General features: G+C 43.5%; 21 protein-coding genes. 16 read left to right on the top strand and 5 right to left on the bottom strand.

All coding sequences use genetic code 11. The features are described 5' to 3' along the window. Positions 1-17: 17 nt before the first annotated feature. The gene (locus BFW96_RS04995) at positions 18-335 is read left to right on the top strand and encodes a YlaH-like family protein (RefSeq protein WP_003232274.1); all 318 of its coding nucleotides are present in this window, start codon (positions 18-20) and stop codon (positions 333-335) included. Between the two features lie 53 nt (positions 336-388). Here BFW96_RS04995 and BFW96_RS04990 read toward each other — a convergent pair whose 3' ends face one another. Together BFW96_RS04990 and BFW96_RS04985 are read right to left on the bottom strand one after the other, a co-directional pair. After that, positions 389-598: a YlaI family protein gene (locus tag BFW96_RS04990; protein ID WP_003232271.1), complete on the bottom strand. Its 210-nt coding sequence runs from the start codon at positions 596-598 to the stop codon at positions 389-391. Between the two features lie 82 nt (positions 599-680). Beyond that, positions 681-1,310: a YhcN/YlaJ family sporulation lipoprotein gene (locus tag BFW96_RS04985; RefSeq protein ID WP_014663849.1), complete on the bottom strand. Its 630-nt coding sequence runs from the start codon at positions 1,308-1,310 to the stop codon at positions 681-683. 153 nt (positions 1,311-1,463) lie between these two features. On the opposite strand from BFW96_RS04985, the gene BFW96_RS04980 reads away from it, so the two are divergent. Continuing rightward, positions 1,464-2,792: a PhoH family protein gene (locus BFW96_RS04980; RefSeq protein WP_014663850.1), complete on the top strand. Its 1,329-nt coding sequence runs from the start codon at positions 1,464-1,466 to the stop codon at positions 2,790-2,792. Between the two features lie 2 nt (positions 2,793-2,794). On the opposite strand, the gene BFW96_RS04975 is transcribed toward BFW96_RS04980, so the two are convergent. After that, positions 2,795-3,277, bottom strand: coding sequence for a hypothetical protein (locus BFW96_RS04975; RefSeq protein ID WP_069838817.1), 483 nt, complete (start codon positions 3,275-3,277; stop codon positions 2,795-2,797). A 102-nt stretch (positions 3,278-3,379) separates the two neighbouring features. On the opposite strand from BFW96_RS04975, the gene glsA reads away from it, so the two are divergent. The 4 genes from glsA (at position 3,380) to pyc (ending at position 9,620) form a co-directional block, all read left to right on the top strand. Beyond that, a complete protein-coding gene (gene glsA / locus BFW96_RS04970) occupies positions 3,380-4,309 on the top strand; it encodes a glutaminase A (RefSeq protein ID WP_069838816.1) in 930 nt (309 codons plus the stop codon). A 97-nt stretch (positions 4,310-4,406) separates the two neighbouring features. After that, positions 4,407-4,688 (top strand): Fpa/YlaN family protein, encoded by a 282-nt coding sequence (locus tag BFW96_RS04965; RefSeq protein WP_014663853.1) that lies wholly within the window; start codon positions 4,407-4,409, stop codon positions 4,686-4,688. Positions 4,689-4,887: 199 nt separating this feature from the next. Next, positions 4,888-6,099, top strand: a complete 1,212-nt coding sequence (gene ftsW, locus BFW96_RS04960; protein ID WP_014663854.1) for a cell division protein FtsW — start codon at positions 4,888-4,890, stop codon at positions 6,097-6,099. A gap of 74 nt (positions 6,100-6,173) precedes the next feature. Beyond that, positions 6,174-9,620, top strand: a complete 3,447-nt coding sequence (gene pyc, locus BFW96_RS04955) for a pyruvate carboxylase (RefSeq protein ID WP_069838815.1) — start codon at positions 6,174-6,176, stop codon at positions 9,618-9,620. A 325-nt stretch (positions 9,621-9,945) separates the two neighbouring features. Here pyc and ctaA read toward each other — a convergent pair whose 3' ends face one another. Continuing rightward, positions 9,946-10,866: a heme A synthase CtaA gene (gene ctaA / locus BFW96_RS04950; protein ID WP_069838814.1), complete on the bottom strand. Its 921-nt coding sequence runs from the start codon at positions 10,864-10,866 to the stop codon at positions 9,946-9,948. A gap of 354 nt (positions 10,867-11,220) precedes the next feature. On the opposite strand from ctaA, the gene cyoE reads away from it, so the two are divergent. From cyoE to ctaG, 6 genes are all read left to right on the top strand, one after another. Next, on the top strand, positions 11,221-12,138 hold the full coding sequence (gene cyoE, locus BFW96_RS04945; protein WP_003232250.1) for a heme o synthase: 918 nt from the start codon (positions 11,221-11,223) through the stop codon (positions 12,136-12,138). 238 nt (positions 12,139-12,376) lie between these two features. Next, complete coding sequence (gene coxB / locus BFW96_RS04940) at positions 12,377-13,447, top strand: cytochrome c oxidase subunit II (protein WP_069838813.1); 1,071 nt, start codon at positions 12,377-12,379, stop codon at positions 13,445-13,447. 32 nt (positions 13,448-13,479) lie between these two features. Next, the gene (gene ctaD / locus BFW96_RS04935) at positions 13,480-15,348 is read left to right on the top strand and encodes a cytochrome c oxidase subunit I (protein WP_014663860.1); all 1,869 of its coding nucleotides are present in this window, start codon (positions 13,480-13,482) and stop codon (positions 15,346-15,348) included. Then, positions 15,348-15,971 (top strand): cytochrome c oxidase subunit III, encoded by a 624-nt coding sequence (gene ctaE / locus BFW96_RS04930; RefSeq protein ID WP_014663861.1) that lies wholly within the window; start codon positions 15,348-15,350, stop codon positions 15,969-15,971. Before ctaD ends, ctaE begins: the two co-directional genes overlap by 1 nt. A gap of 2 nt (positions 15,972-15,973) precedes the next feature. Further along, the gene (gene ctaF / locus BFW96_RS04925; RefSeq protein WP_014663862.1) at positions 15,974-16,306 is read left to right on the top strand and encodes a cytochrome c oxidase subunit IVB; all 333 of its coding nucleotides are present in this window, start codon (positions 15,974-15,976) and stop codon (positions 16,304-16,306) included. A 26-nt stretch (positions 16,307-16,332) separates the two neighbouring features. Further along, positions 16,333-17,226 carry a cytochrome c oxidase assembly factor CtaG gene (gene ctaG / locus BFW96_RS04920; RefSeq protein ID WP_069838812.1) on the top strand — a complete coding sequence of 298 codons (894 nt, stop codon included), beginning with the start codon at positions 16,333-16,335 and terminating at the stop codon, positions 17,224-17,226. Between the two features lie 31 nt (positions 17,227-17,257). Here ctaG and BFW96_RS04915 read toward each other — a convergent pair whose 3' ends face one another. Continuing rightward, complete coding sequence (locus BFW96_RS04915) at positions 17,258-17,620, bottom strand: YugN family protein (protein ID WP_014663864.1); 363 nt, start codon at positions 17,618-17,620, stop codon at positions 17,258-17,260. Positions 17,621-17,759: 139 nt separating this feature from the next. On the opposite strand from BFW96_RS04915, the gene BFW96_RS04910 reads away from it, so the two are divergent. From BFW96_RS04910 to BFW96_RS04895, 4 genes are all read left to right on the top strand, one after another. Next, positions 17,760-18,206: a CBS domain-containing protein gene (locus tag BFW96_RS04910; protein ID WP_003221362.1), complete on the top strand. Its 447-nt coding sequence runs from the start codon at positions 17,760-17,762 to the stop codon at positions 18,204-18,206. 84 nt (positions 18,207-18,290) lie between these two features. After that, the gene (locus tag BFW96_RS04905; RefSeq protein WP_069149550.1) at positions 18,291-19,331 is read left to right on the top strand and encodes a CAP domain-containing protein; all 1,041 of its coding nucleotides are present in this window, start codon (positions 18,291-18,293) and stop codon (positions 19,329-19,331) included. 262 nt (positions 19,332-19,593) lie between these two features. After that, on the top strand, positions 19,594-19,992 hold the full coding sequence (ylbD, locus tag BFW96_RS04900) for a YlbD family protein (RefSeq protein ID WP_069838811.1): 399 nt from the start codon (positions 19,594-19,596) through the stop codon (positions 19,990-19,992). 15 nt (positions 19,993-20,007) lie between these two features. Continuing rightward, complete coding sequence (locus BFW96_RS04895; RefSeq protein WP_014663867.1) at positions 20,008-20,247, top strand: YlbE-like family protein; 240 nt, start codon at positions 20,008-20,010, stop codon at positions 20,245-20,247. Positions 20,248-20,348: the final 101 nt, after the last annotated feature.

Genomic DNA, 20,348 nt, shown 5'->3' with positions numbered 1-20,348 from the left:
CAGGGGAGGGAATCTTTTTGAATGACGTAAGCGAACGCCTGTCGTTCTTCGCCGCTCTATATCAAGTAGACCGGCAGCCTGCGGCAGGCATGTGGCTGCTGTACGGCACGATTTTTGTGTTGGCCGTTATTGTATTTAAGCTTGGATTTGCTAAACGGCTTCCTGTGTTAAAATCAGCGGTGGTGTATGTATTTCTTGCTTTAGGTTGCACTGTTTTGACTTTTTTAGGAGTGTTTTTGCCCGTGGCAGAAGGATTGGTTGTCGCTGCGCTGATTTTAATCATTTACAAAATTCGGCTGTATCAGTCGAAAAAGGGACAGTCTGCAAAATCATAAAAGACTCAGCTTTCAGCTGAGTCTTTTTTTGTTCTGTATGTTAAGCGGCCGCTTTATTTTTTGACTTTTTCTTTTTTCTGCTGTCCCGGGTGAAACGTAAATTTTCCCGTTTTCAGCCGTTCTTCTGTTTTTTTGGCAATCCGATCGTGGCATTCCTGGCACATATATGTATGGATCGGGCGGTTTCGAAGCCGTTTCGCGATCAGGGTATCATCATCAATTGTTTCAATTTTATCGCAAATAGAACATTTGACCCTCATCATATCACCTCTTTCACTAACATGTATTATAGCACGGATCAGAAGCTGTCCAAAATAAGAAAAAGCTAAAGCGCAAGGCTATAGCTTAATCATTGTTGTTCTTTTTCATATGATGATCTGATTGATCGTTTTGTTCCTTCTCCATTTCCTGCTGCTGTTTTCTATTTAATTGATCATTTTGCTGCTTTGTTTGCGGCTCGTCTTCATTGTCAATCACATCGTTAGGCACTTCGGGAAGCACTCTGCCGACAATCGCAGCTAATTCATCCAGTATGCCTGTTACCGGATGGCCCTCACTGATTTCTCTGCTCATTTCACGCAGGCGGCTGACCGTATCGGGATCTGCAATAACAACTGCGTTGGCGCCATATCGATCATTTTTTAGAGCCTGTGCTACAGAGTATTTGATGGTTTCCACTTTGCTTCTATCCAAAGTGTCATCGACATCAATCCCAACAACAGCATAACCTCCCAGCACAACAGCTGTTGCATCCTTGACGTCGGGGTTTCTATCAGCAACGCTGACCAGATGCTTGGCTATATCCGCTCTAGTTCCATTGTCTTTTGTTTCCTGAGTTGTGTCCTTTACATGAATCGGTTTAGTCTCCTGCTGTCTTGTTGATTCTTTTTCAACATTCTGGTCCTGTTTACCTTGTTGATAGGCACAAGCGGACAGAATAAGCGTCAGCTGTATGATAATGAAAAGAATTCGCACTTGCGGGTCCCTCCTTGAAATGCTTTCATTAATTTTATTGTTGAATTAACCTTCTATCTTTATGCACAAAAACATATATTTTAGCAGGCATTCACCTTTTTCATCAAAAGAGAAGCAGGAAGAACTTTGACCCTTATATCAGGAGGCTGAGACTTGAGTAAAATTTATGTGTTAGATACGAATGTGTTATTACAGGATCCTAACGCGATATTTTCTTTTGAAGAAAACGAGGTTGTCATCCCTGCTGTCGTTTTAGAAGAGGTTGATTCAAAAAAACGGTATATGGACGAAGTTGGGAGGAATGCAAGGCACGTATCTAAGCTGATCGATGCGCTAAGGCAGAAGGGCAGGCTGCATGAGCATGTGCCGCTTGACACCGGCGGCACACTGAGAATTGAACTGAATCATCGTTCGTTTCACCAGTTGCAAGAGATCTTTATTGAAAAGACGAACGATAATCGCATATTAGCTGTTGCGAAAAACCTAAGCCTAGAGGAAGAAACAAAGGAAAATGGCAGGCCGGTTATCCTCGTCAGCAAGGATGTACTTGTCAGGGTTAAAGCGGACGCAATTGGACTTCTTGCCGAAGATTTCTTAAATGACAGGGTTGTGGACAATGATGAAATGTACAGCGGCTATAAAGATATATATATCAGCCAGCAGCTGTTCAGCTCTTTCTACGGAAAAAATCAAATTTCAGTAAACGACGTGAAGCAGCATGCGTTTTATCCGAATCAATTTGCTTTAATGAAGGATGAGCTGGGAGGGTCCTCCTCGGCTGTTGGGATTGCAGATAAAACCGGAACGGTATTAAAAAGACTCGTATTTGATGATGAACATATATGGGGGATCAGGCCGAAAAATGTGCAGCAGACAATGGCGTTAGAGCTTTTGCTGCGGGAAGATATTCCGCTTGTTACCCTGATCGGAAAAGCGGGGACCGGCAAGACGCTCTTAGCCTTGGCGGCAGGGCTATTACAGACAGAAGACTTGGGGATATATAAAAAGCTGGTCGTCGCAAGGCCAATTGTTCCTGTTGGCAAAGACATCGGATATTTGCCAGGCGAAAAAGAGGAAAAGCTAAAACCTTGGATGCAGCCAATTTTTGACAACTTAGAGTTTCTGTTCAATGCGAAAAAACCAGGGGAGCTTGAGGCTATTTTGGCGGGAATTGGCTCAATTCAGGTAGAGGCGCTGACCTATATCAGAGGGAGAAGCATTCCGGATCAATTTATTATCATTGATGAAGCGCAAAATTTGACCAGGCATGAGGTAAAAACATTGCTAACGAGAGTCGGTGAGGGCAGTAAAATAGTCTTAATGGGCGATCCTGAACAAATTGATCACCCATATTTAGACAGTCTGAACAATGGCTTGGCCTATGTGGTCGAGCGGTTTAAAGGACAACCCATCTCAGGCAGCGTGAAGCTGTTAAAAGGTGAGAGATCAGGTCTCGCCCAGCTTGCCGCTGACTTGCTGTAACATTAAATGATTTCGATTTCTTTTAAATCGGTAATCGGCTGTTTATGATGAACCGGATCTTCAAAGTAAATATGCACGGGGCCGCCTTCTTGAATCGGCTTGCCTGCCTCACTGAAATGGACAACACTGTTCAAAGCGGTTTCCAGAGAAACGGCGGCCTTTCCTGAACTTGTGACAAATACACATTGTGTCGCAGAGCTGTTCGGCTCGGCATTTTTCAGCACAGTCCCAAGTCTCATTGCAAAACTTCCGTTCATCAGTTTTTGCTTCTCGTATTGTTTTTCGGTCTTTAAAGTCGGCGGCGCAATCTGGCCCTCTCTGATGACGCGTTCTGAATCAAGCTCGGATTCATCCCCGGTAGATTGTAATGTGTCTTGACTGTCCCCTTTGCGGTCAAACGAAAATTTGCGATCATCAAAAATCCATACGCTTGGATCAATGGTAATCGGATATGTAACATTGCCTTTTACTTGGATAACGCTCATAATATGACCCCCTTCTCTCAAAATTATAAAAGTTTTCGCATGAATTGTCACTTTGTGTACAAATTATGTGTATTGAAATGCTGAGGGAACGAGGGTGTTTGCATGGTATGCCGGCATAATGATGAGCTTGAAGCCTTAGTGAAAAAGGCGAAAAAAGTAACGGACAAGGGGGAGGTAGCCAGTTATATTCCTGCCTTGGCAAAAGCTGATAAACACGATCTGTCAGTGGCGATTTATTATTCCAATAATGTTTGCCTGTCAGCAGGTGACGTAGAAAAAACATTTACGCTTCAAAGTATATCGAAAGTCCTTGCACTTGCTTTGGTATTAATGGAATACGGCAAAGATAAGGTCTTCAGTTATGTTGGACAGGAGCCCACCGGTGATCCGTTTAATTCAATTATCAAGCTGGAAACAGTAAATCCAAGCAAGCCGTTAAACCCTATGATTAATGCCGGGGCATTGGTAGTAACAAGTCTGATTAGAGGAAGAACGGTGAAAGAGAGACTTGATTATTTGCTTTCTTTTATTAGAAGGCTGACAAACAACCAAGAGATTACATACTGCCGGGAAGTGGCTGAATCCGAATACAGCACTTCAATGATTAATCGGGCAATGTGTTATTATATGAAGCAGTACGGTATTTTTGAGGATGATGTAGAAGCAGTAATGGATTTATACACGAAGCAATGCGCGATTGAGATGAGCAGCTTGGATTTAGCGAAAATCGGATCTGTATTTGCATTGAACGGCAGAAATCCTGAGACTGGGGAGCAGGTCATCTCAAAAGATGTCGCAAGAATTTGCAAAACATTTATGGTGACGTGCGGAATGTACAATGCAAGCGGGGAATTCGCAATTAAGGTCGGAATCCCTGCGAAAAGCGGCGTATCCGGCGGGATTATGGGCATTTCACCTTATGATTTCGGGATCGGTATTTTCGGTCCGGCATTGGACGGAAAAGGCAACAGCATTGCAGGTGTAAAGCTATTGGAAATCATGTCTGAGATGTACAGGCTGAGTATTTTTTAATTTATGTCATCTGCTTAAATCCTCTTGCATTTTCTGCTGATACCCTTTATGATAAATAGAAGAATTAGGTACTCGCCTGGGGAACGGAGGGATACTTTTGGCTTCAGAGATGATAGTTGACCATCGGCAAAAAGCTTTTGAACTCTTAAAAGTTGACGCTGAGAAGATTTTGAAGCTGATCCGAGTACAAATGGATAACTTAACGATGCCTCAATGTCCTCTATATGAAGAGGTCTTAGATACTCAAATGTTCGGGCTTTCGAGGGAAATCGATTTTGCTGTCCGCCTGGGATTGGTTGATGAAAAAGACGGTAAAGACCTTTTATACACATTGGAACGTGAATTGTCTGCATTGCATGACGCGTTTACAAGTAAATAAATGATAAAACTCAAACTTATTAACAGTTTGGGTTTTTTTATAACCGCTATTTTTCTCTCTTAAAGACGGTCTTTTTTTACACATTCCTTCCGAATCGTATAGAGATTCTTCGTCTCGTTTGATAAATTGTAGTAAAATAAAAAAGATAAATACATAAAAACCATAGTTAATGGAAGTTAGAAGCAGGGAAGAGGATGTTATGTTAAAAAAAATGCTAAAATCTTATGATTACTCACTGATATTCGCAATTGTTTTACTGTGCGGATTCGGTTTAGTGATGGTATACAGCTCAAGCATGATTACGGCTGTCTCCCGGTATGGAGTAAGCAGTAATTTTTTCTTCATGCGGCAGCTGTTTGCTTTAATTGCGGGTGGCGCTCTATTTATTCTCATGGCGTTGTTTCCTTACAAGGCACTGGCCCATCAAAAGTTTCAGAAGGGGATACTGCTTGTATCTGTTCTTGCGCTTATCTCACTGTTTGTTTTCGGGCATGTTGCCGGAAACGCGCAGAGCTGGTTTAAAATCGGCGGAATGAGTATCCAGCCGGGGGAATTTGTGAAACTGGTCGTGATTTTATATCTTGCAGCCGTATATGCAAAAAAACAAAGTTATATCGACCATCTGTTAACGGGAGTAGCCCCTCCGGTAGTCATGACGCTTGTGATTTGCGGGTTAATTGCCATGCAGCCTGATTTCGGTACAGCCATGATTATCGGGTTAATTGCGACGTGCATGATCTTGTGCTCCGGCTTCAGCGGAAAGACACTGATGAGGCTTGTCATACTGGGCGGAATTGTTTTGATTTTAGTCAGCCCGATTATCTATTTGAATCAGGATAAAATTTTAACTGAAGGCCGTTTAGCGCGTTTTGAGAGTCTTGAAGACCCATTTAAGTATGCAAATTCATCAGGTTTGCAAGTGATCAATTCTTATTATGCGATCGGCTCAGGCGGCATTTTCGGTCTGGGGCTCGGTGAAAGTATCCAAAAATACGGATATCTGCCTGAATCACACACTGACTTTATTATGGCTGTCATTGCTGAAGAGCTCGGCATTTTTGGGGTATTGTTTGTGATTTTCTTATTGGGTTTTGTCGTCATAAAAGGTTTTTATATTGCCAGAAAATGCGAGGACCCGTTTGGAAGTCTTCTAGCGATCGGCATTTCAAGCATGATTGCCATCCAGTCGTTTATTAACCTTGGCGGTGTCAGCGGATTAATTCCGATTACAGGGGTTACCCTGCCATTTATCAGTTACGGGGGCTCTTCTTTGGTGCTGCTGCTGGGGAGTATGGGGATATTAGCGAATATCAGCATGTTTGTAAAATATTCAGAGAATAAGAAAAAGAGAGAACCCTTGGCGACGAAGGGACTGAAAAAGAAACAGCTTAAAAAAACTGTTTATCAGTAAAAAACAAGTGTGTACAGGGGAAGGATATTCCGCTATGATAGATTATATTCCATTCGGGTAAGGGGGAAAAAAGTTTGTCTCAGCAATCGATACAAAAAGTATTAGTAGCAAACAGGGGAGAAATTGCAATCCGAATATTCCGGGCGTGTACCGAGTTGAATATTCGTACAGTTGCGGTCTATTCAAAAGAAGATTCCGGTTCCTACCATCGGTACAAAGCGGATGAAGCATACTTGGTCGGTGAAGGGAAAAAACCGATTGATGCTTACCTGGATATTGAAGGGATCATTGATATTGCGAAAAGAAACAAAGTCGATGCAATTCATCCGGGATACGGTTTCTTATCTGAAAATATTCATTTTGCGAGACGATGTGAAGAAGAAGGCATCGTATTCATTGGTCCAAAATCCGAGCATCTCGATATGTTTGGTGACAAGGTAAAAGCGCGTGAGCAGGCAGAAAAAGCCGGAATCCCCGTGATTCCCGGAAGCGACGGTCCTGCAGAAACGCTTGAAGCTGTTGAACAATTTGGACAAGCTAACGGTTATCCGATTATCATTAAAGCTTCGCTTGGCGGCGGCGGCCGCGGTATGCGGATTGTCAGAGCTGAAAGTGAAGTCAAAGAAGCATATGAACGTGCAAAATCAGAGGCGAAAGCAGCCTTTGGCAATGATGAAGTTTATGTAGAAAAATTAATTGAAAATCCGAAACATATTGAAGTTCAGGTGATTGGAGACAAGCAGGGCAATGTCGTCCATCTTTTTGAAAGGGATTGTTCCGTTCAACGACGCCACCAAAAGGTCATTGAAGTGGCGCCAAGTGTGTCGCTGTCACCTGAATTAAGGGATCAAATTTGTGAGGCGGCTGTTGCGCTTGCGAAAAATGTAAACTATATAAATGCGGGGACGGTCGAATTCCTTGTTGCAAACAACGAGTTCTACTTTATTGAAGTAAATCCTCGCGTGCAAGTTGAACACACGATAACAGAAATGATTACGGGTGTCGATATTGTTCAAACACAGATCCTTGTTGCCCAAGGGCACAGTCTTCACAGCAAAAAAGTAAATATTCCTGAGCAAAAGGACATTTTTACAATCGGCTATGCCATTCAGTCACGGGTTACGACTGAGGATCCGCAAAATGATTTCATGCCTGATACAGGAAAAATTATGGCTTACCGTTCAGGCGGCGGTTTTGGTGTCCGTCTTGATACCGGAAACAGCTTCCAAGGCGCCGTGATCACACCATACTATGATTCACTGCTCGTTAAGCTTTCAACTTGGGCTTTAACGTTTGAACAGGCGGCTGCCAAAATGGTACGAAACCTTCAGGAGTTTAGAATCAGAGGCATAAAAACGAACATTCCGTTCCTTGAGAACGTTGCAAAACATGAGAAGTTCCTGACAGGGCAATATGATACGTCTTTCATTGATACAACGCCTGAATTATTTATTTTCCCTAAACAAAAAGACCGCGGAACGAAGATGCTCACTTACATCGGCAATGTGACAGTGAACGGCTTCCCTGGAATCGGGAAAAAAGAAAAACCGGCGTTTGACAAGCCGTTAACCGTAAAGATAGACGCTGATCAGCAGCCCGCCAGAGGAACAAAGCAAATTCTCGATGAAAAAGGTGCAGAAGGGCTTGCAAATTGGGTTAAGGAGCAGAAATCTGTCCTTTTAACTGATACAACATTCAGGGATGCCCACCAATCGTTATTGGCAACTAGAATCAGATCGCATGATTTGAAAAAAATCGCAAATCCAACGGCTGCATTATGGCCTGAACTGTTCAGTATGGAAATGTGGGGAGGCGCGACCTTCGATGTAGCCTACCGATTCCTAAAAGAGGATCCGTGGAAACGTTTGGAAGACCTTCGTGAAGAAGTGCCGAATACCTTATTTCAGATGCTGCTTCGCTCATCAAATGCGGTCGGCTATACGAATTATCCGGACAATGTGATTAAACAATTTGTGAAGCAATCAGCTCAATCGGGCATTGATGTGTTCCGTATTTTCGACAGCTTAAACTGGGTAAAAGGAATGACGTTAGCCATTGATGCCGTTCGGGATACCGGCAAAGTGGCAGAAGCGGCGATTTGTTATACGGGAGATATCCTTGACAAGAACCGGACGAAGTACGATCTTGCTTATTATACATCGATGGCGAAGGAGCTTGAGGCGGCCGGTGCCCATATTCTCGGGATTAAAGATATGGCAGGGCTGTTAAAACCGCAGGCTGCATATGAACTCGTTTCAACGTTGAAAGAAAAGATCGACATTCCGGTTCACCTTCATACACATGATACGAGCGGAAACGGTATTTATATGTATGCAAAAGCTGTGGAAGCCGGTGTTGATATCATAGATGTGGCGGTCAGCTCAATGGCGGGATTAACGTCACAGCCTAGCGCGAGCGGATTTTATCATGCGATGGAAGGCAACAACCGCCGTCCGGAAATGAATGTCCAAAACGTTGAATTGCTGTCCCAATATTGGGAGTCAGTGCGTAAATATTATAGTGAATTTGAAAGCGGAATGAAGTCTCCGCATACTGAAATTTATGAGCACGAGATGCCAGGGGGCCAATACAGCAACCTGCAGCAGCAGGCCAAGGGAGTAGGCCTTGGCGACCGCTGGAATGAAGTCAAGGAAATGTACAGACGCGTGAACGATATGTTCGGTGACATCGTCAAGGTAACGCCTTCTTCAAAAGTAGTCGGAGATATGGCACTCTATATGGTGCAAAACAACCTGACTGAAAAAGACATTTACGAAAAAGGCGAATCATTAGATTTCCCTGATTCTGTTGTGGAGCTTTTCAAAGGGAATATCGGGCAGCCTCATGGCGGATTCCCGGAAAAACTGCAAAAGCTGATCTTAAAAGGGCAGGAGCCGATTACGGTCAGACCGGGCGAACTGCTTGAGCCGGTATCATTTGAAGCGATCAAACAGGAATTTAAAGAGCAGCATAACTTGGAAATTTCAGATCAGGACGCTGTGGCGTATGCCCTTTATCCTAAAGTTTTCACTGATTATGTGAAAACGACAGAAAGCTACGGAGACATCTCGGTATTAGATACACCGACATTCTTCTACGGCATGACATTAGGTGAAGAGATAGAAGTTGAAATTGAGCGCGGCAAAACGCTGATCGTTAAGCTGATTTCAATCGGTGAGCCTCAGCCTGACGCCACTCGCGTCGTTTATTTCGAACTGAACGGGCAGCCGCGTGAAGTAGTCATTAAAGATGAAAGCATTAAGTCTTCCGTTCAGGAAAGGCTGAAAGCAGACCGGACAAATCCGAGCCATATCGCAGCTTCCATGCCTGGAACCGTTATTAAGGTATTGACTGAAGCAGGTACAAAAGTCAATAAAGGTGATCATTTGATGATTAATGAAGCGATGAAAATGGAAACAACGGTTCAAGCCCCTTTCTCAGGAACAGTCAAGCAGGTTCATGTGAAAAATGGCGAGCCGATTCAAACGGGAGATCTGCTCCTCGAAATTGAAAAAGCATAAAAAACAAAGAGTGTATATCATTTGATATACACTCTTGTTTTTTATGGAAAATGCGGAGTGAAACTGTTTAGAAGAGATGTAAGCGGCCTTCAAAGATTATACAGTAGTGCTGTCACAAGCCAATTCCTTTTCAAAATCAAACAGGCTTTTATACCGGCGATCTTTTAGATACTTTATTACTCTAGGCTCTATCTGATTATCCATGGTCAAAAGGGTTTATTTTCATGAAGTGATACTAATACAAAGGCTGGCCATTGAAACAATAAAGCGCCAAAACAAGACATAAAAAAAGACCAAAGCCGCTTAAGGCTTTGGTCTAGAGTCTTTATGACTGTCTGGATTCGTAACGGAAGCGAGCAATCAATAATAAGAAGTAGCATAAAACGCCAAACAGACAGGCAATAAAGAACGAGTGGGCAAGTGCAAAGCCCAGTGCCAGTTCAGTGTATACGATCATAATACCTGACAGTGCTTGTAATGTGATGAACATAAGACACGAGATCCATCCCCAAAAAATCTGTTTTTGATCTTTATAGGAAGTGATAGCATGAACAGCGGCAACAATAATCCATACAAATAATAGTAAGGCTGCTGCTCTGTGGCCCATTTGCACCCATTCATGGAATTGGGTCGGAAGTCCATTGTTCAGCGGGCTGCACAGCGGCACATCAGGACATGCCAGACTTGATTCGGTGTGTCTTACATATGCGCCTGTATACACAACGATATAGGAATATATTAAAATTCCTATCATGTGAAATTGCATCTTTTTGCCGATTTGAAGCGGCTTAACCAGTTTTCTGACTGATTTATCAGCTTCAAATATGAGTAATGTCAAAATAAGCACTGAAGCAAAAGAAATTAATGAGATGCCGAAGTGAAGCGCCATTATCAGCGCGTTCGAACCGAAAACGACAGCCAATGCGCCAAGCAATGCCTGTAGAAATAAAAAGATAATAGACATGATCGCGAGAAACGTTGTTTCACGGAAAATCGGCGTGATTTTTCTCCATGACCAAAACGCAAGGCTTAACACAAGGATAATAGAGATCCCGCTTGCAAATCTGTGGCTCCATTCAATAATTGAGGCCGGATTCAGTTCAGGGAAAAAACGGCCGTGACACAGCGGCCACTGTCTGCCACATCCTTGGCCGGAACCTGTTTTTGTAACGAGAGCACCCCCGATTAAAACAATAAGCATGACAAATGTCGTCAAGACACCGAGAGCTTTTAATGCTTTATTCATACAATATTCACCTTCTCAACATACTGCTGCAATTTTATATACGTTCCAAGTGTAAGCGAATATGTGTTTTGTGGCAATTCCCAGAGGCTTTTGTTCACAAAAATATAATAGAATGACGGCTTCTGGAAAATGTACACTTGATTATTCGTGCCGGGTCTGATAGAAATAAGGTAAACACAATGCCAATTTGGCGGTTGCCTGCATCTTTGGTAAAATTCATAAAAAGTTCACAAATAAATTCCTGTTTGTCGTTTAATATTTAATAGGATGTTTTTTTACAAGATGTTATCTTGTATGATAGAGTTGCAGGTTTTTTTATTCTCCTGCGTTAGGTTTGTAAGGGAGGTTTACGTTATGGCTAACTCCAGAATCTTAAATGATACAGCTATAGACGGACAAATTGAAGAAACAACGGCATGGAAAGATTTTCTGTCCCTTATAAAAATAGGGATCGTCAATTCTAACCTCATCACGACTTTCACTGGAATGTGGCTTGCACTACATATTTCCGGTTTAAGTTTTTTAGGCAATATAAACACCGTTCTTCTTACACTAATCGGTTCATCTCTGATTATTGCGGGTTCTTGCGCAATCAATAACTGGTATGACCGGGATATTGACCATCTTATGGAGCGCACGAAAGTAAGACCTACGGTTACGGGTAAAATTCAGCCGAGTCAGGCGTTATGGTCAGGAATTTTGCTGGTTGCTTTAGGATTGATTATGCTGCTGATGACAACTGTCATGGCTGCTGTCATCGGTTTTATCGGAGTCTTTACGTATGTTGTATTGTACACAATGTGGACGAAACGCCGCTATACGATTAACACTGTAGTGGGAAGCGTTTCAGGTGCAGTGCCGCCGCTTATCGGGTGGACGGCAGTGGAAGGGAATATCGGTGTCGTAGCATGGGTGTTATTCATGATTTTATTTATTTGGCAGATTCCTCACTTCTTAGCATTGGCTATTAAGAAAACTGAGGATTACAGAGCTGCAAATATTCCGATGCTTCCTGTCGTATACGGATTTGAAGTGACAAAAAGACAAATTATTGTGTGGGTTGCGTGCCTGATGCCGCTTCCGTTTTTCCTTGGTAGCCTAGGGCTTCCAATTGTCATCCTCGGTTTGCTGTTAAATATCGGCTGGCTGATTCTTGGCTTAATGGGATTCCGCTCCAAGAATATTATGAAGTGGGCAACGCAGATGTTCGTATACTCACTTAACTACATGACTATCTATTTCGTTGCCATGGTTGTCTTAACTCTTTTCTAAAAAATAGATATGCTGCTTGTTTTATCGCTTCAAAATAAACGATGACAACTAGTAAATGCCGCCTTGACCTCTTGTTTAATCAGGCGGCTTTACTTTTATACATAGATGGCATTTTGAGTAAAAAAACTCATAATTTAAGAGAAGAGGAAATGTAAGTGCTTTATTGGTGATAGGCTGGAGGCGATGGTTTTCGATCTGCTTTCCGCCTTTGTATTGACCAGAAAAGGGGTTGGGTGAAATGGTAAAGCATTGGCGTCTTATTTTATTATTAGCCTTAGTGCCGCTTCTATTAAGCGGATGTGGAAAACCTTTTTTATCCACGCTCAAGCCTGCTGGCGAGGTGGCTGATAAACAGTATGACCTGACAGTGCTCAGCACATTGATTATGGTGGTTGTTGTTGCAGTAGTATCTGTTATCTTCTTTTATGTGATTGTGAGATTCAGAAGATCACGGGTTGGTGAGAACACGATACCGAAACAGGTAGAGGGGAATAAATTTTTAGAAATCACATGGACCGTGATCCCGATTTTGCTGCTCATTATTCTTGTGATTCCTGTTGTATTATATACGCTGGAGCTAGCAGACACATCACCAATGGATAAGAAAGGCCGCAAAGCTGAGGATGCTCTTGTAGTCAATGTCCGGGCAAATTTATACTGGTGGGAGTTTGAATACCCCGATTACGGCATTATCACAAGCCAGGAGCTGATTGTGCCGACAGACCAGCGTGTATATTTTAATTTAAAAGCTTCTGATGTGAAACATTCCTTCTGGATTCCTTCAGTTGGAGGAAAACTCGATACGAATACGGATAATGAAAATAAGTTCTTCCTGACATTTGATTCGAAACGAAGCAAAGAGGCAGGAGATATGTTTTTTGGAAAGTGTGCAGAGCTTTGCGGCCCTTCACATGCGCTGATGGATTTTAAAGTGAAGACAATGTCTGCAAAGGAATTTCAGGGCTGGACAAAAGAAATGAAAAACTATAAATCTACAGTAGAGAGTGATTTGGCTAAGCAGGGTGAAGAACTGTTTAAAGAGAAAAACTGCCTGAGCTGCCATGCGGTAGAGCCGAATGATAAGCGTGCAGAAGCCGCTAGAACGGCACCAAACTTGGCGACCTTCGGTGAGAGGACAAAAGTGGCAGGGGTGAAAGAGGCCAACAAAGAAAATGTGAAGGCCTGGCTGAAGGACCCTGACAGCATAAAGCCGGGGAACAAAATGACAGGAACATATCCAAAGCTCTCAGACAACGAAACAGATGCGCTTTATGAATACTTAAAAGGCTTAAAAGCGGAAAGCAAGTAGGGAAGAAAGGGAGATATTGGGGGAGGTCACATATGTTGAATGCGCTTACAGAAAAGCGGACGCGCGGATCTATGCTTTGGGATTATTTGACGACGGTGGACCATAAAAAAATCGCGATTCTTTATTTAGCGGCAGGAGGATTCTTCTTTCTTGTCGGGGGAATTGAAGCGATGTTTATCAGAATTCAGCTTGCAAAGCCGGAAAATGCGTTTCTCAGTGCTCAAGCGTACAATGAAGTAATGACTATGCACGGAACGACGATGATCTTTCTGGCTGCGATGCCGCTTTTATTTGCCTTGATGAATGCGGTTGTGCCATTGCAGATCGGGGCTCGGGACGTTTCGTTTCCATTTTTAAATGCGCTTGGTTTTTGGCTCTTCTTTTTCGGAGGCATTTTCTTAAATCTAAGCTGGTTTTTGGGCGGAGCGCCAGATGCGGGCTGGACGTCATATGCCTCTCTTTCGCTTCATTCAAAAGGGCACGGCATAGACTTTTTCGTCCTCGGACTCCAAATATCGGGGCTCGGGACGCTGATAGCCGGGATTAACTTTTTGGCCACGATTATCAATATGAGGGCTCCGGGCATGACGTACATGAGGCTGCCTTTGTTTACATGGACGACATTCGTGGCCTCGGCATTGATCTTGTTTGCCTTTCCGCCGCTTACGGTCGGATTGGCTCTTATGATGCTGGATCGGCTGTTCGGAACCAATTTCTTTAATCCCGAGCTTGGAGGGAATACGGTCATTTGGGAGCATTTATTTTGGATTTTCGGCCATCCGGAGGTTTATATCCTAATTTTGCCTGCATTCGGTATTTTTTCCGAGGTCATCCCTGTGTTCGCCAGAAAGCGTTTGTTTGGCTATTCTTCAATGGTTTTTGCAATCGTGCTCATCGGCTTTCTGGGCTTTATGGTTTGGGTGCACCACATGTTCACGACTGGTCTCGGCCCGATTGCAAATGCAATTTTTGCGGTTGCCACAATGGCTATCGCGATTCCGACCGGGATTAAGATTTTTAACTGGCTGTTGACGATTTGGGGAGGAAATGTGAAGTATACAACCGCAATGCTGTATGCTGTCTCATTTATTCCATCTTTTGTGCTTGGCGGTGTGACGGGAGTCATGCTGGCAGCGGCCGCTGCTGATTATCAGTTCCATGATACGTATTTTGTGGTGGCGCACTTCCACTACGTCATCATTGGCGGCGTGGTATTCGGCCTATTAGCCGGTGTTCATTTCTGGTGGCCGAAAATGTTCGGTAAAATTCTGCATGAGACGATGGGGAAAATTTCATTTGTACTGTTTTTTATCGGTTTTCACCTCACGTTTTTCATTCAGCATTTTGTCGGTTTAATGGGGATGCCGCGCCGGGTTTATACGTTTTTGCCAGGCCAGGGTCTTGAAACCGGCAACTTGATCAGTACAATCGGGGCGTTTTTTATGGCGGCAGCTGTTATTCTTCTGCTGGTCAATGTCATTTGGACATCGGTAAAAGGCGAGTATGTAGGCGATGATCCATGGCATGACGGACGTACGCTTGAATGGGCCGTTTCTTCGCCGCCGCCGGAGTATAACTTTAAACAGCTTCCTTTTGTCAGAGGACTTGATCCGCTTTGGATCGAGAAGCAGGCAGGTCACAAATCAATGACACCGGCGGAACCGGTTGATGATATTCATATGCCAAACGGCTCAATCCTGCCGCTCATCATTTCCTTCGGCCTTTTTGTCGCAGCGTTCGGGCTGCTGTACAGAAGCGATTACGCTTGGGGCTTGCCAGTGATCTTTATCGGACTCGGCATCACCTTTATTACGATGCTGCTCCGCTCAGTCATTGATGATCACGGCTATCATATTCATAAAGAGGAACTGCCGAACGATGATAAAGGGGTGAAGGCATAATGCAAATTCAAGAAAAATTCACCGCAGAAACCTTTCCAGCTTCTCCTGAAAAAGTAACACTGGAAGGGAAAAATAAATTTCTAGGCTTTTGGCTTTTTCTTGGCGGAGAGACTGTTCTGTTTGCGTCTCTCTTCGCCACGTTTCTGGCGCTTCGGAATTCAAACGCCAGTGATCCGCCTACAACCGAAATGTTCGACGTAACACTTGTATTCATTGCGACAATGCTGTTATTAACGAGCAGTTTAACGAGTGTGTACGCGATGTACCACATGAAGAACTTTTCCTTCGGCAAGATGCAGCTTTGGCTGGGAATTACGGTTTTATTGGGGGCGGGCTTTTTAGGACTGGAAATCTATGAGTTTAAGCACTACACCCATGAATTTGGCTTTACCATCACAAGCTCTGCGCTCGGTTCTGCGTTTTACACGCTTGTCGGTACACACGGCGCCCACGTGGCGTTTGGGCTGATGTGGATCAGCACGCTGATGATCCGCAATGCCAAGAGAGGGCTGAACCTGTATACGGCGCCTAAGTTTTACGTTGCCAGCCTTTATTGGCACTTTATTGATGTCGTGTGGGTCTTCATCTTTACCGTTGTATATTTAATGGGGATGGTGGGATAAACATGGTCGGTAAAAAAAGCAGAGGGCATATCAACAGCGACCTTGAATTTAAGAAAAAAAAGCACGCCCAGGAGATGAAATATCAGGTTTTGTCTTTTGGTTTAATGATCGGTCTTACGATTGTTGCATTTCTGACTGTGGCAACAGATGGTGTTGCAAGCTGGTTTACGATTCCTTTCATTATTTTGCTTGCTGCAATTCAAGTCATCTTTCAGCTGTATTATTTCATGCATATGAATCAAAAAGGGCATGAGGCGCCGGCATTGTTTTTGTATTCAGGGGTGTTTGTCGCGTTTATCACTGTGCTTGCGTTTGTCACAATTATATGGTGGTAATTTGAACAGCCGCCGGAGGTGAAGAAATGAATCAGTTGGAGATATTTGGGTTTCGCGCCATGTGGAGCCCTTATCTTTTTTGTATCCTGTTAGGCATTACGGCGATTTATCTCTATTTTTACAGGCGAATGTTTTCAAAGCCGAATCGAATAACTGGAAAAGAGATGGTGTGTTTTCTGTCGGCAATGCTGTTTTTATATGCGGCCGAGGGAAGCCCTGTTGATTTGCTCGGACATATTATGTTTAGCGCGCATATGGTACAGATGGCTGTCCTGTATTTGGTTGTACCGCCGCTGTTGATCGCTGGAATTCCTGCATGGCTCTGGGAGAACATCATTTTCAGGCCTGCCATCAAACCGGTTTTTTCCTTTTTCACGAAGCCCTTAATTGCTTTGCTTTTGTTTAATGGCATTTTTTCTTTATATCATGTACCGCTTATATTTGATACTGTCAAAACTGATTCGTTTTACCATACATTCATCACTTGGCTTATCTTTGTGCTTGCATTCTTCATGTGGTGGCCGCTTGTTCATAAGGTGGGGCGTCTACGTCAGCTCAACGGCTTGATGAAGCTGGGGTATATTATGGCGGACGGTATGCTGCTCACACCTGCTTGCGCCTTAATCATGTTCAGCGGTGCGCCGTTATACGCCACCTATACAGATCCGTCTGCATGGGCCGAGGCAATGAGCCTTTGCGTGCCTGCGGATATGATGGGGCAGGTCCCATTAACAGGACCGGAGATGTTGAATACACTGCCTTTGTTAGAGGATCAGCAGCTCGGGGCCGTCATGATGAAAATCATTCAGGAAATTGTGTACGGTACTTTTTTGGCGATTATTTTTTTCCAATGGGTGAAGAAAGAAAGGGAAAAGGACGGGCAGGAGGAGCCGCCGTATATTCAGCAGACGATATCATAAAAGGTACAGCGGAATATGCTGTACCTTTTCGTTACATTTGAACTGTTTTTAACATGTCGGATATGTCCTGAATCAGTGCTTTGCTTTTTGTCACAACCTGTACGGGAAACTCTTCCGTTTCTCCATACTCTACTCCGTGCGGGTAGTAATGCTTGCCTAGGAGAGGGGACATTAATTGAATCACCGCGCGTCCGCTTCCGACATCACCCTCTGCCGCAATTCCTTGTATCCGCAGGTAAAACGTGCCCTCAATCGTCGAAAACTTCTTGTCATAGGTGACTCTCTCGTAATCCCATTGGCCTGCTCTGATGAGACCTTTGCTTTCCATTAAGTCGTCTAGCAAGCTGAGTTCAGCCTTAACCCCTTCAAGTCCGCTTTCAGTAAACTTCAACACCGACCCCTCCTTATAAAAATTACCTTTCCTGACAATCATAGTATGAAAGCGTTAAACTTTCAATGAATCTTCTTCTTTTGAAAGTATGCAAAAATTAAATTTTGACGACAATAGCACTAGACTAAAGGAGGTTAAACGGATGACAAAAATAAAAGATCTGATGACAGCCGACTTGCAATATTGCACGGTATTAGATAATGTATATGAAGCTGCAGTAAAGATGAAGGACGCGAATGTAGGAGCGATTCCAGTGGTTGATGAGGATGGGGAAACATTGGTCGGCATCGTGACCGACCGTGATCTCGTGTTAAGAGGAATCGCCATCAAAAAACCGAACTCGCAAAAAATCACTGACGCAATGACCGAAAAACCTGTCAGTGTGGAGGAAGATGCTTCAGTTGATGAGGTTCTTCATTTGATGGCATCGCATCAGCTCAGAAGGATACCAGTTACAAAAAATAAAAAACTGACTGGAATTGTCACGCTTGGTGATCTTTCTTTATCAGAGCAAACAAATGAACGTGCCGGCAGCGCCTTATCGGATATTTCCGAAGGTGATAATCGAGAAGAAGGCTTTTTTCATTAACACATAAATCTTTGACATGTTAAATAGGCTGTATTGTAATGGGTTGTAAGGCAAGACATTGTGAATCGCCATGGGGGTGATAGATTGAAAAATATATTGAGAGCAATGGTTATCCTCTTGATTATTTGCGGAACTTATGTTCTGTTTATTCAATATGGATCTGTTCCTGAAAAGAAATCAAATGACAGCGAGCCTCAGGTGTCAAATGAGGAAGCACAAAGCGGCAAACGAATACATATGCCGACTTCAGGATTATTGTCCTTCATGGGCAAGTCCGCCGATGAAGTAACGAAAAAGCTTGGGGAACCTGAACGCATTGACCCTTCAGCTTATGATTACGATTGGTGGGTATACAATCAAGGTAAGGACCAATATATCCAAATCGGGGTATTAAACAATAAAGTGGTCACATTATTCGCTGCTGGGAATGATATTAACGCCAAGCCTTTCAAAATTGGCGAATCAACCGGAGATGTGTTCAAGACGACCCAGGTGGCGCCATTTGTGAATGTAGAGTATAAAGGAAATTCCTATCGGTTTGAGTTTTCTGAAGAGGATATCAATACAAGACCGACTGTAAAGGTAGGAAAAATGTATGTCCAGCTGTATATGGACAAATTTGAAGGGAAGCTATCCAGCATCAGGGCGTTTGATGCGCAGACCTTTGTAAAGCAAAGGCCTTATGAGGTTGTATACCGCGGCGAATTAATCAAACCTAAAACCGTTTCAGATGAGAAGTGGAAAAAGATCCAAACAACGAGCGAAAAGCAAATACTTGATTTGACGAATGTCATACGCGTCAAACATGGACTTGCGAAGCTTGAGTGGGATCAGCCGACGGCGGAAGTCGCCTTTGGGCATAGCGAGGATATGAAGGAAAATAATTATTTCTCACATGTTTCTAAGAAATACGGCTCACTGAAAGACCGCTTAGAAGAAGGGCATGTTGACTTTCAGCAAGCGGGAGAAAATATCGCATACAATTATGTGGACGGTCCGGCCGCTGTAGAAGGCTGGCTGAATAGCGAAGGCCATCGAAAAGCGCTTCTGAATTCAGATTATACGCATCTTGGTGTCGGAGTAGACCGAAAATATTACACCCAAAATTTTATTAAGCGATGGTAATGAAAGCCGCGGACGAATGGTTCCGGGCTTTTTCTAATTTCACACAAGCTGGTCTTGCGCTAAGAGAAGTGTAAACACAGACGGTTCCATATGTTACTTTTCTTGCTGTTGCTGAGGAGCCGATTCGCCCTTCTTCTTAAGGCTTTTCACCAGTGTTTAGGGACAGCGCTAAAAATTCATTTGTGAATGAATATAGGCGAACACAATGCCCGACAAAACGATACATTGTAGTAGGTAACGATTTTCGGAGGGGGTGAGGATTGTGGCGAATCAACATGCCAATCATTCAATCAATGACTTTAAACAATTCGTCAAAAAGCATCCCAAGCTGATAAAAGAAGTGCGAAAAGAACAAAGAAGCTGGCAGGACGTATATGAAAATTGGGTTCTCTTCGGGGAGGGCGACCCGATTTGGGATCCGTATCGGGAACCGGAAGAAGCTGCAGAGGCTGTGCCCGAAACACCGCAAAAAAATGATTTTGTCACGAAAATGGTGACTGCGGTGAAAAAGATGGATGTCAATCAAATGAACGAACAAATCAATAAAATGAGCCAGTCAATCTCATCGTTGCAAAGCCTTCTTAATACATTTTCCGGGAACAGCCAGAAGCAATCTCAGCCAGGCTCTGGACAGCATCCTTTTTCTTTTCGAAAGGATTAAAAAAGGGGATCTCATATGCGCAAAGAGGTGCAGGAATATATTTTCGCAAACGAAGAACGGAAACGATTCATCAGAGAGCAGCCGATATGGTACCGCAGGCTTTCGAGAAAACCGGATGATCTGTCCACCTTTCAGCTTGAGATGATGAATTTTTATGAAAAAACCATTCCGCATCGGGTGAATCAGTTTACAAACGGGATTCAAATGGCGCAAATGATGATGCAAATGTTCCAAGCGATGCGGACAAAAGATTAAAAGGCCCGGGAAAGGGTCTTTTTCGTGCGTCCATACGGAGTTTGTTTTCGGCTGTGGTTAAGCATTTTCCAATTGGCTGGTTTCATGGTAAACTAACAACT

The organism is Bacillus sp. F56, from assembly GCF_001748205.1.
Taxonomy (GTDB): domain Bacteria; phylum Bacillota; class Bacilli; order Bacillales; family Bacillaceae; genus Bacillus; species Bacillus stercoris.
The sequence above is the reverse complement of the archived record's forward strand: the minus strand, read 5'-3'. Positions and strand labels throughout refer to the sequence as shown.

What these genes read in the sequence shown, in the direction of transcription:
- coxB (WP_069838813.1), top strand. Translation starts at nt 12,377, where the DNA reads ATGGTAAAGCATTGGCGTCTTATTTTATTATTAGCCTTAGTGCCGCTT.
- ftsW (WP_014663854.1), top strand. Translation starts at nt 4,888, where the DNA reads ATGTTAAAAAAAATGCTAAAATCTTATGATTACTCACTGATATTCGCA.
- BFW96_RS04975 (WP_069838817.1), bottom strand. Translation starts at nt 3,277, where the DNA reads ATGAGCGTTATCCAAGTAAAAGGCAATGTTACATATCCGATTACCATT.
- ctaA (WP_069838814.1), bottom strand. Translation starts at nt 10,866, where the DNA reads ATGAATAAAGCATTAAAAGCTCTCGGTGTCTTGACGACATTTGTCATG.
- BFW96_RS04910 (WP_003221362.1), top strand. Translation starts at nt 17,760, where the DNA reads ATGACAAAAATAAAAGATCTGATGACAGCCGACTTGCAATATTGCACG.
- ctaF (WP_014663862.1), top strand. Translation starts at nt 15,974, where the DNA reads ATGGTCGGTAAAAAAAGCAGAGGGCATATCAACAGCGACCTTGAATTT.
- ctaD (WP_014663860.1), top strand. Translation starts at nt 13,480, where the DNA reads ATGTTGAATGCGCTTACAGAAAAGCGGACGCGCGGATCTATGCTTTGG.
- ctaG (WP_069838812.1), top strand. Translation starts at nt 16,333, where the DNA reads ATGAATCAGTTGGAGATATTTGGGTTTCGCGCCATGTGGAGCCCTTAT.
- ctaE (WP_014663861.1), top strand. Translation starts at nt 15,348, where the DNA reads ATGCAAATTCAAGAAAAATTCACCGCAGAAACCTTTCCAGCTTCTCCT.
- BFW96_RS04895 (WP_014663867.1), top strand. Translation starts at nt 20,008, where the DNA reads ATGCGCAAAGAGGTGCAGGAATATATTTTCGCAAACGAAGAACGGAAA.
- glsA (WP_069838816.1), top strand. Translation starts at nt 3,380, where the DNA reads ATGGTATGCCGGCATAATGATGAGCTTGAAGCCTTAGTGAAAAAGGCG.
- cyoE (WP_003232250.1), top strand. Translation starts at nt 11,221, where the DNA reads ATGGCTAACTCCAGAATCTTAAATGATACAGCTATAGACGGACAAATT.
- BFW96_RS04990 (WP_003232271.1), bottom strand. Translation starts at nt 598, where the DNA reads ATGATGAGGGTCAAATGTTCTATTTGCGATAAAATTGAAACAATTGAT.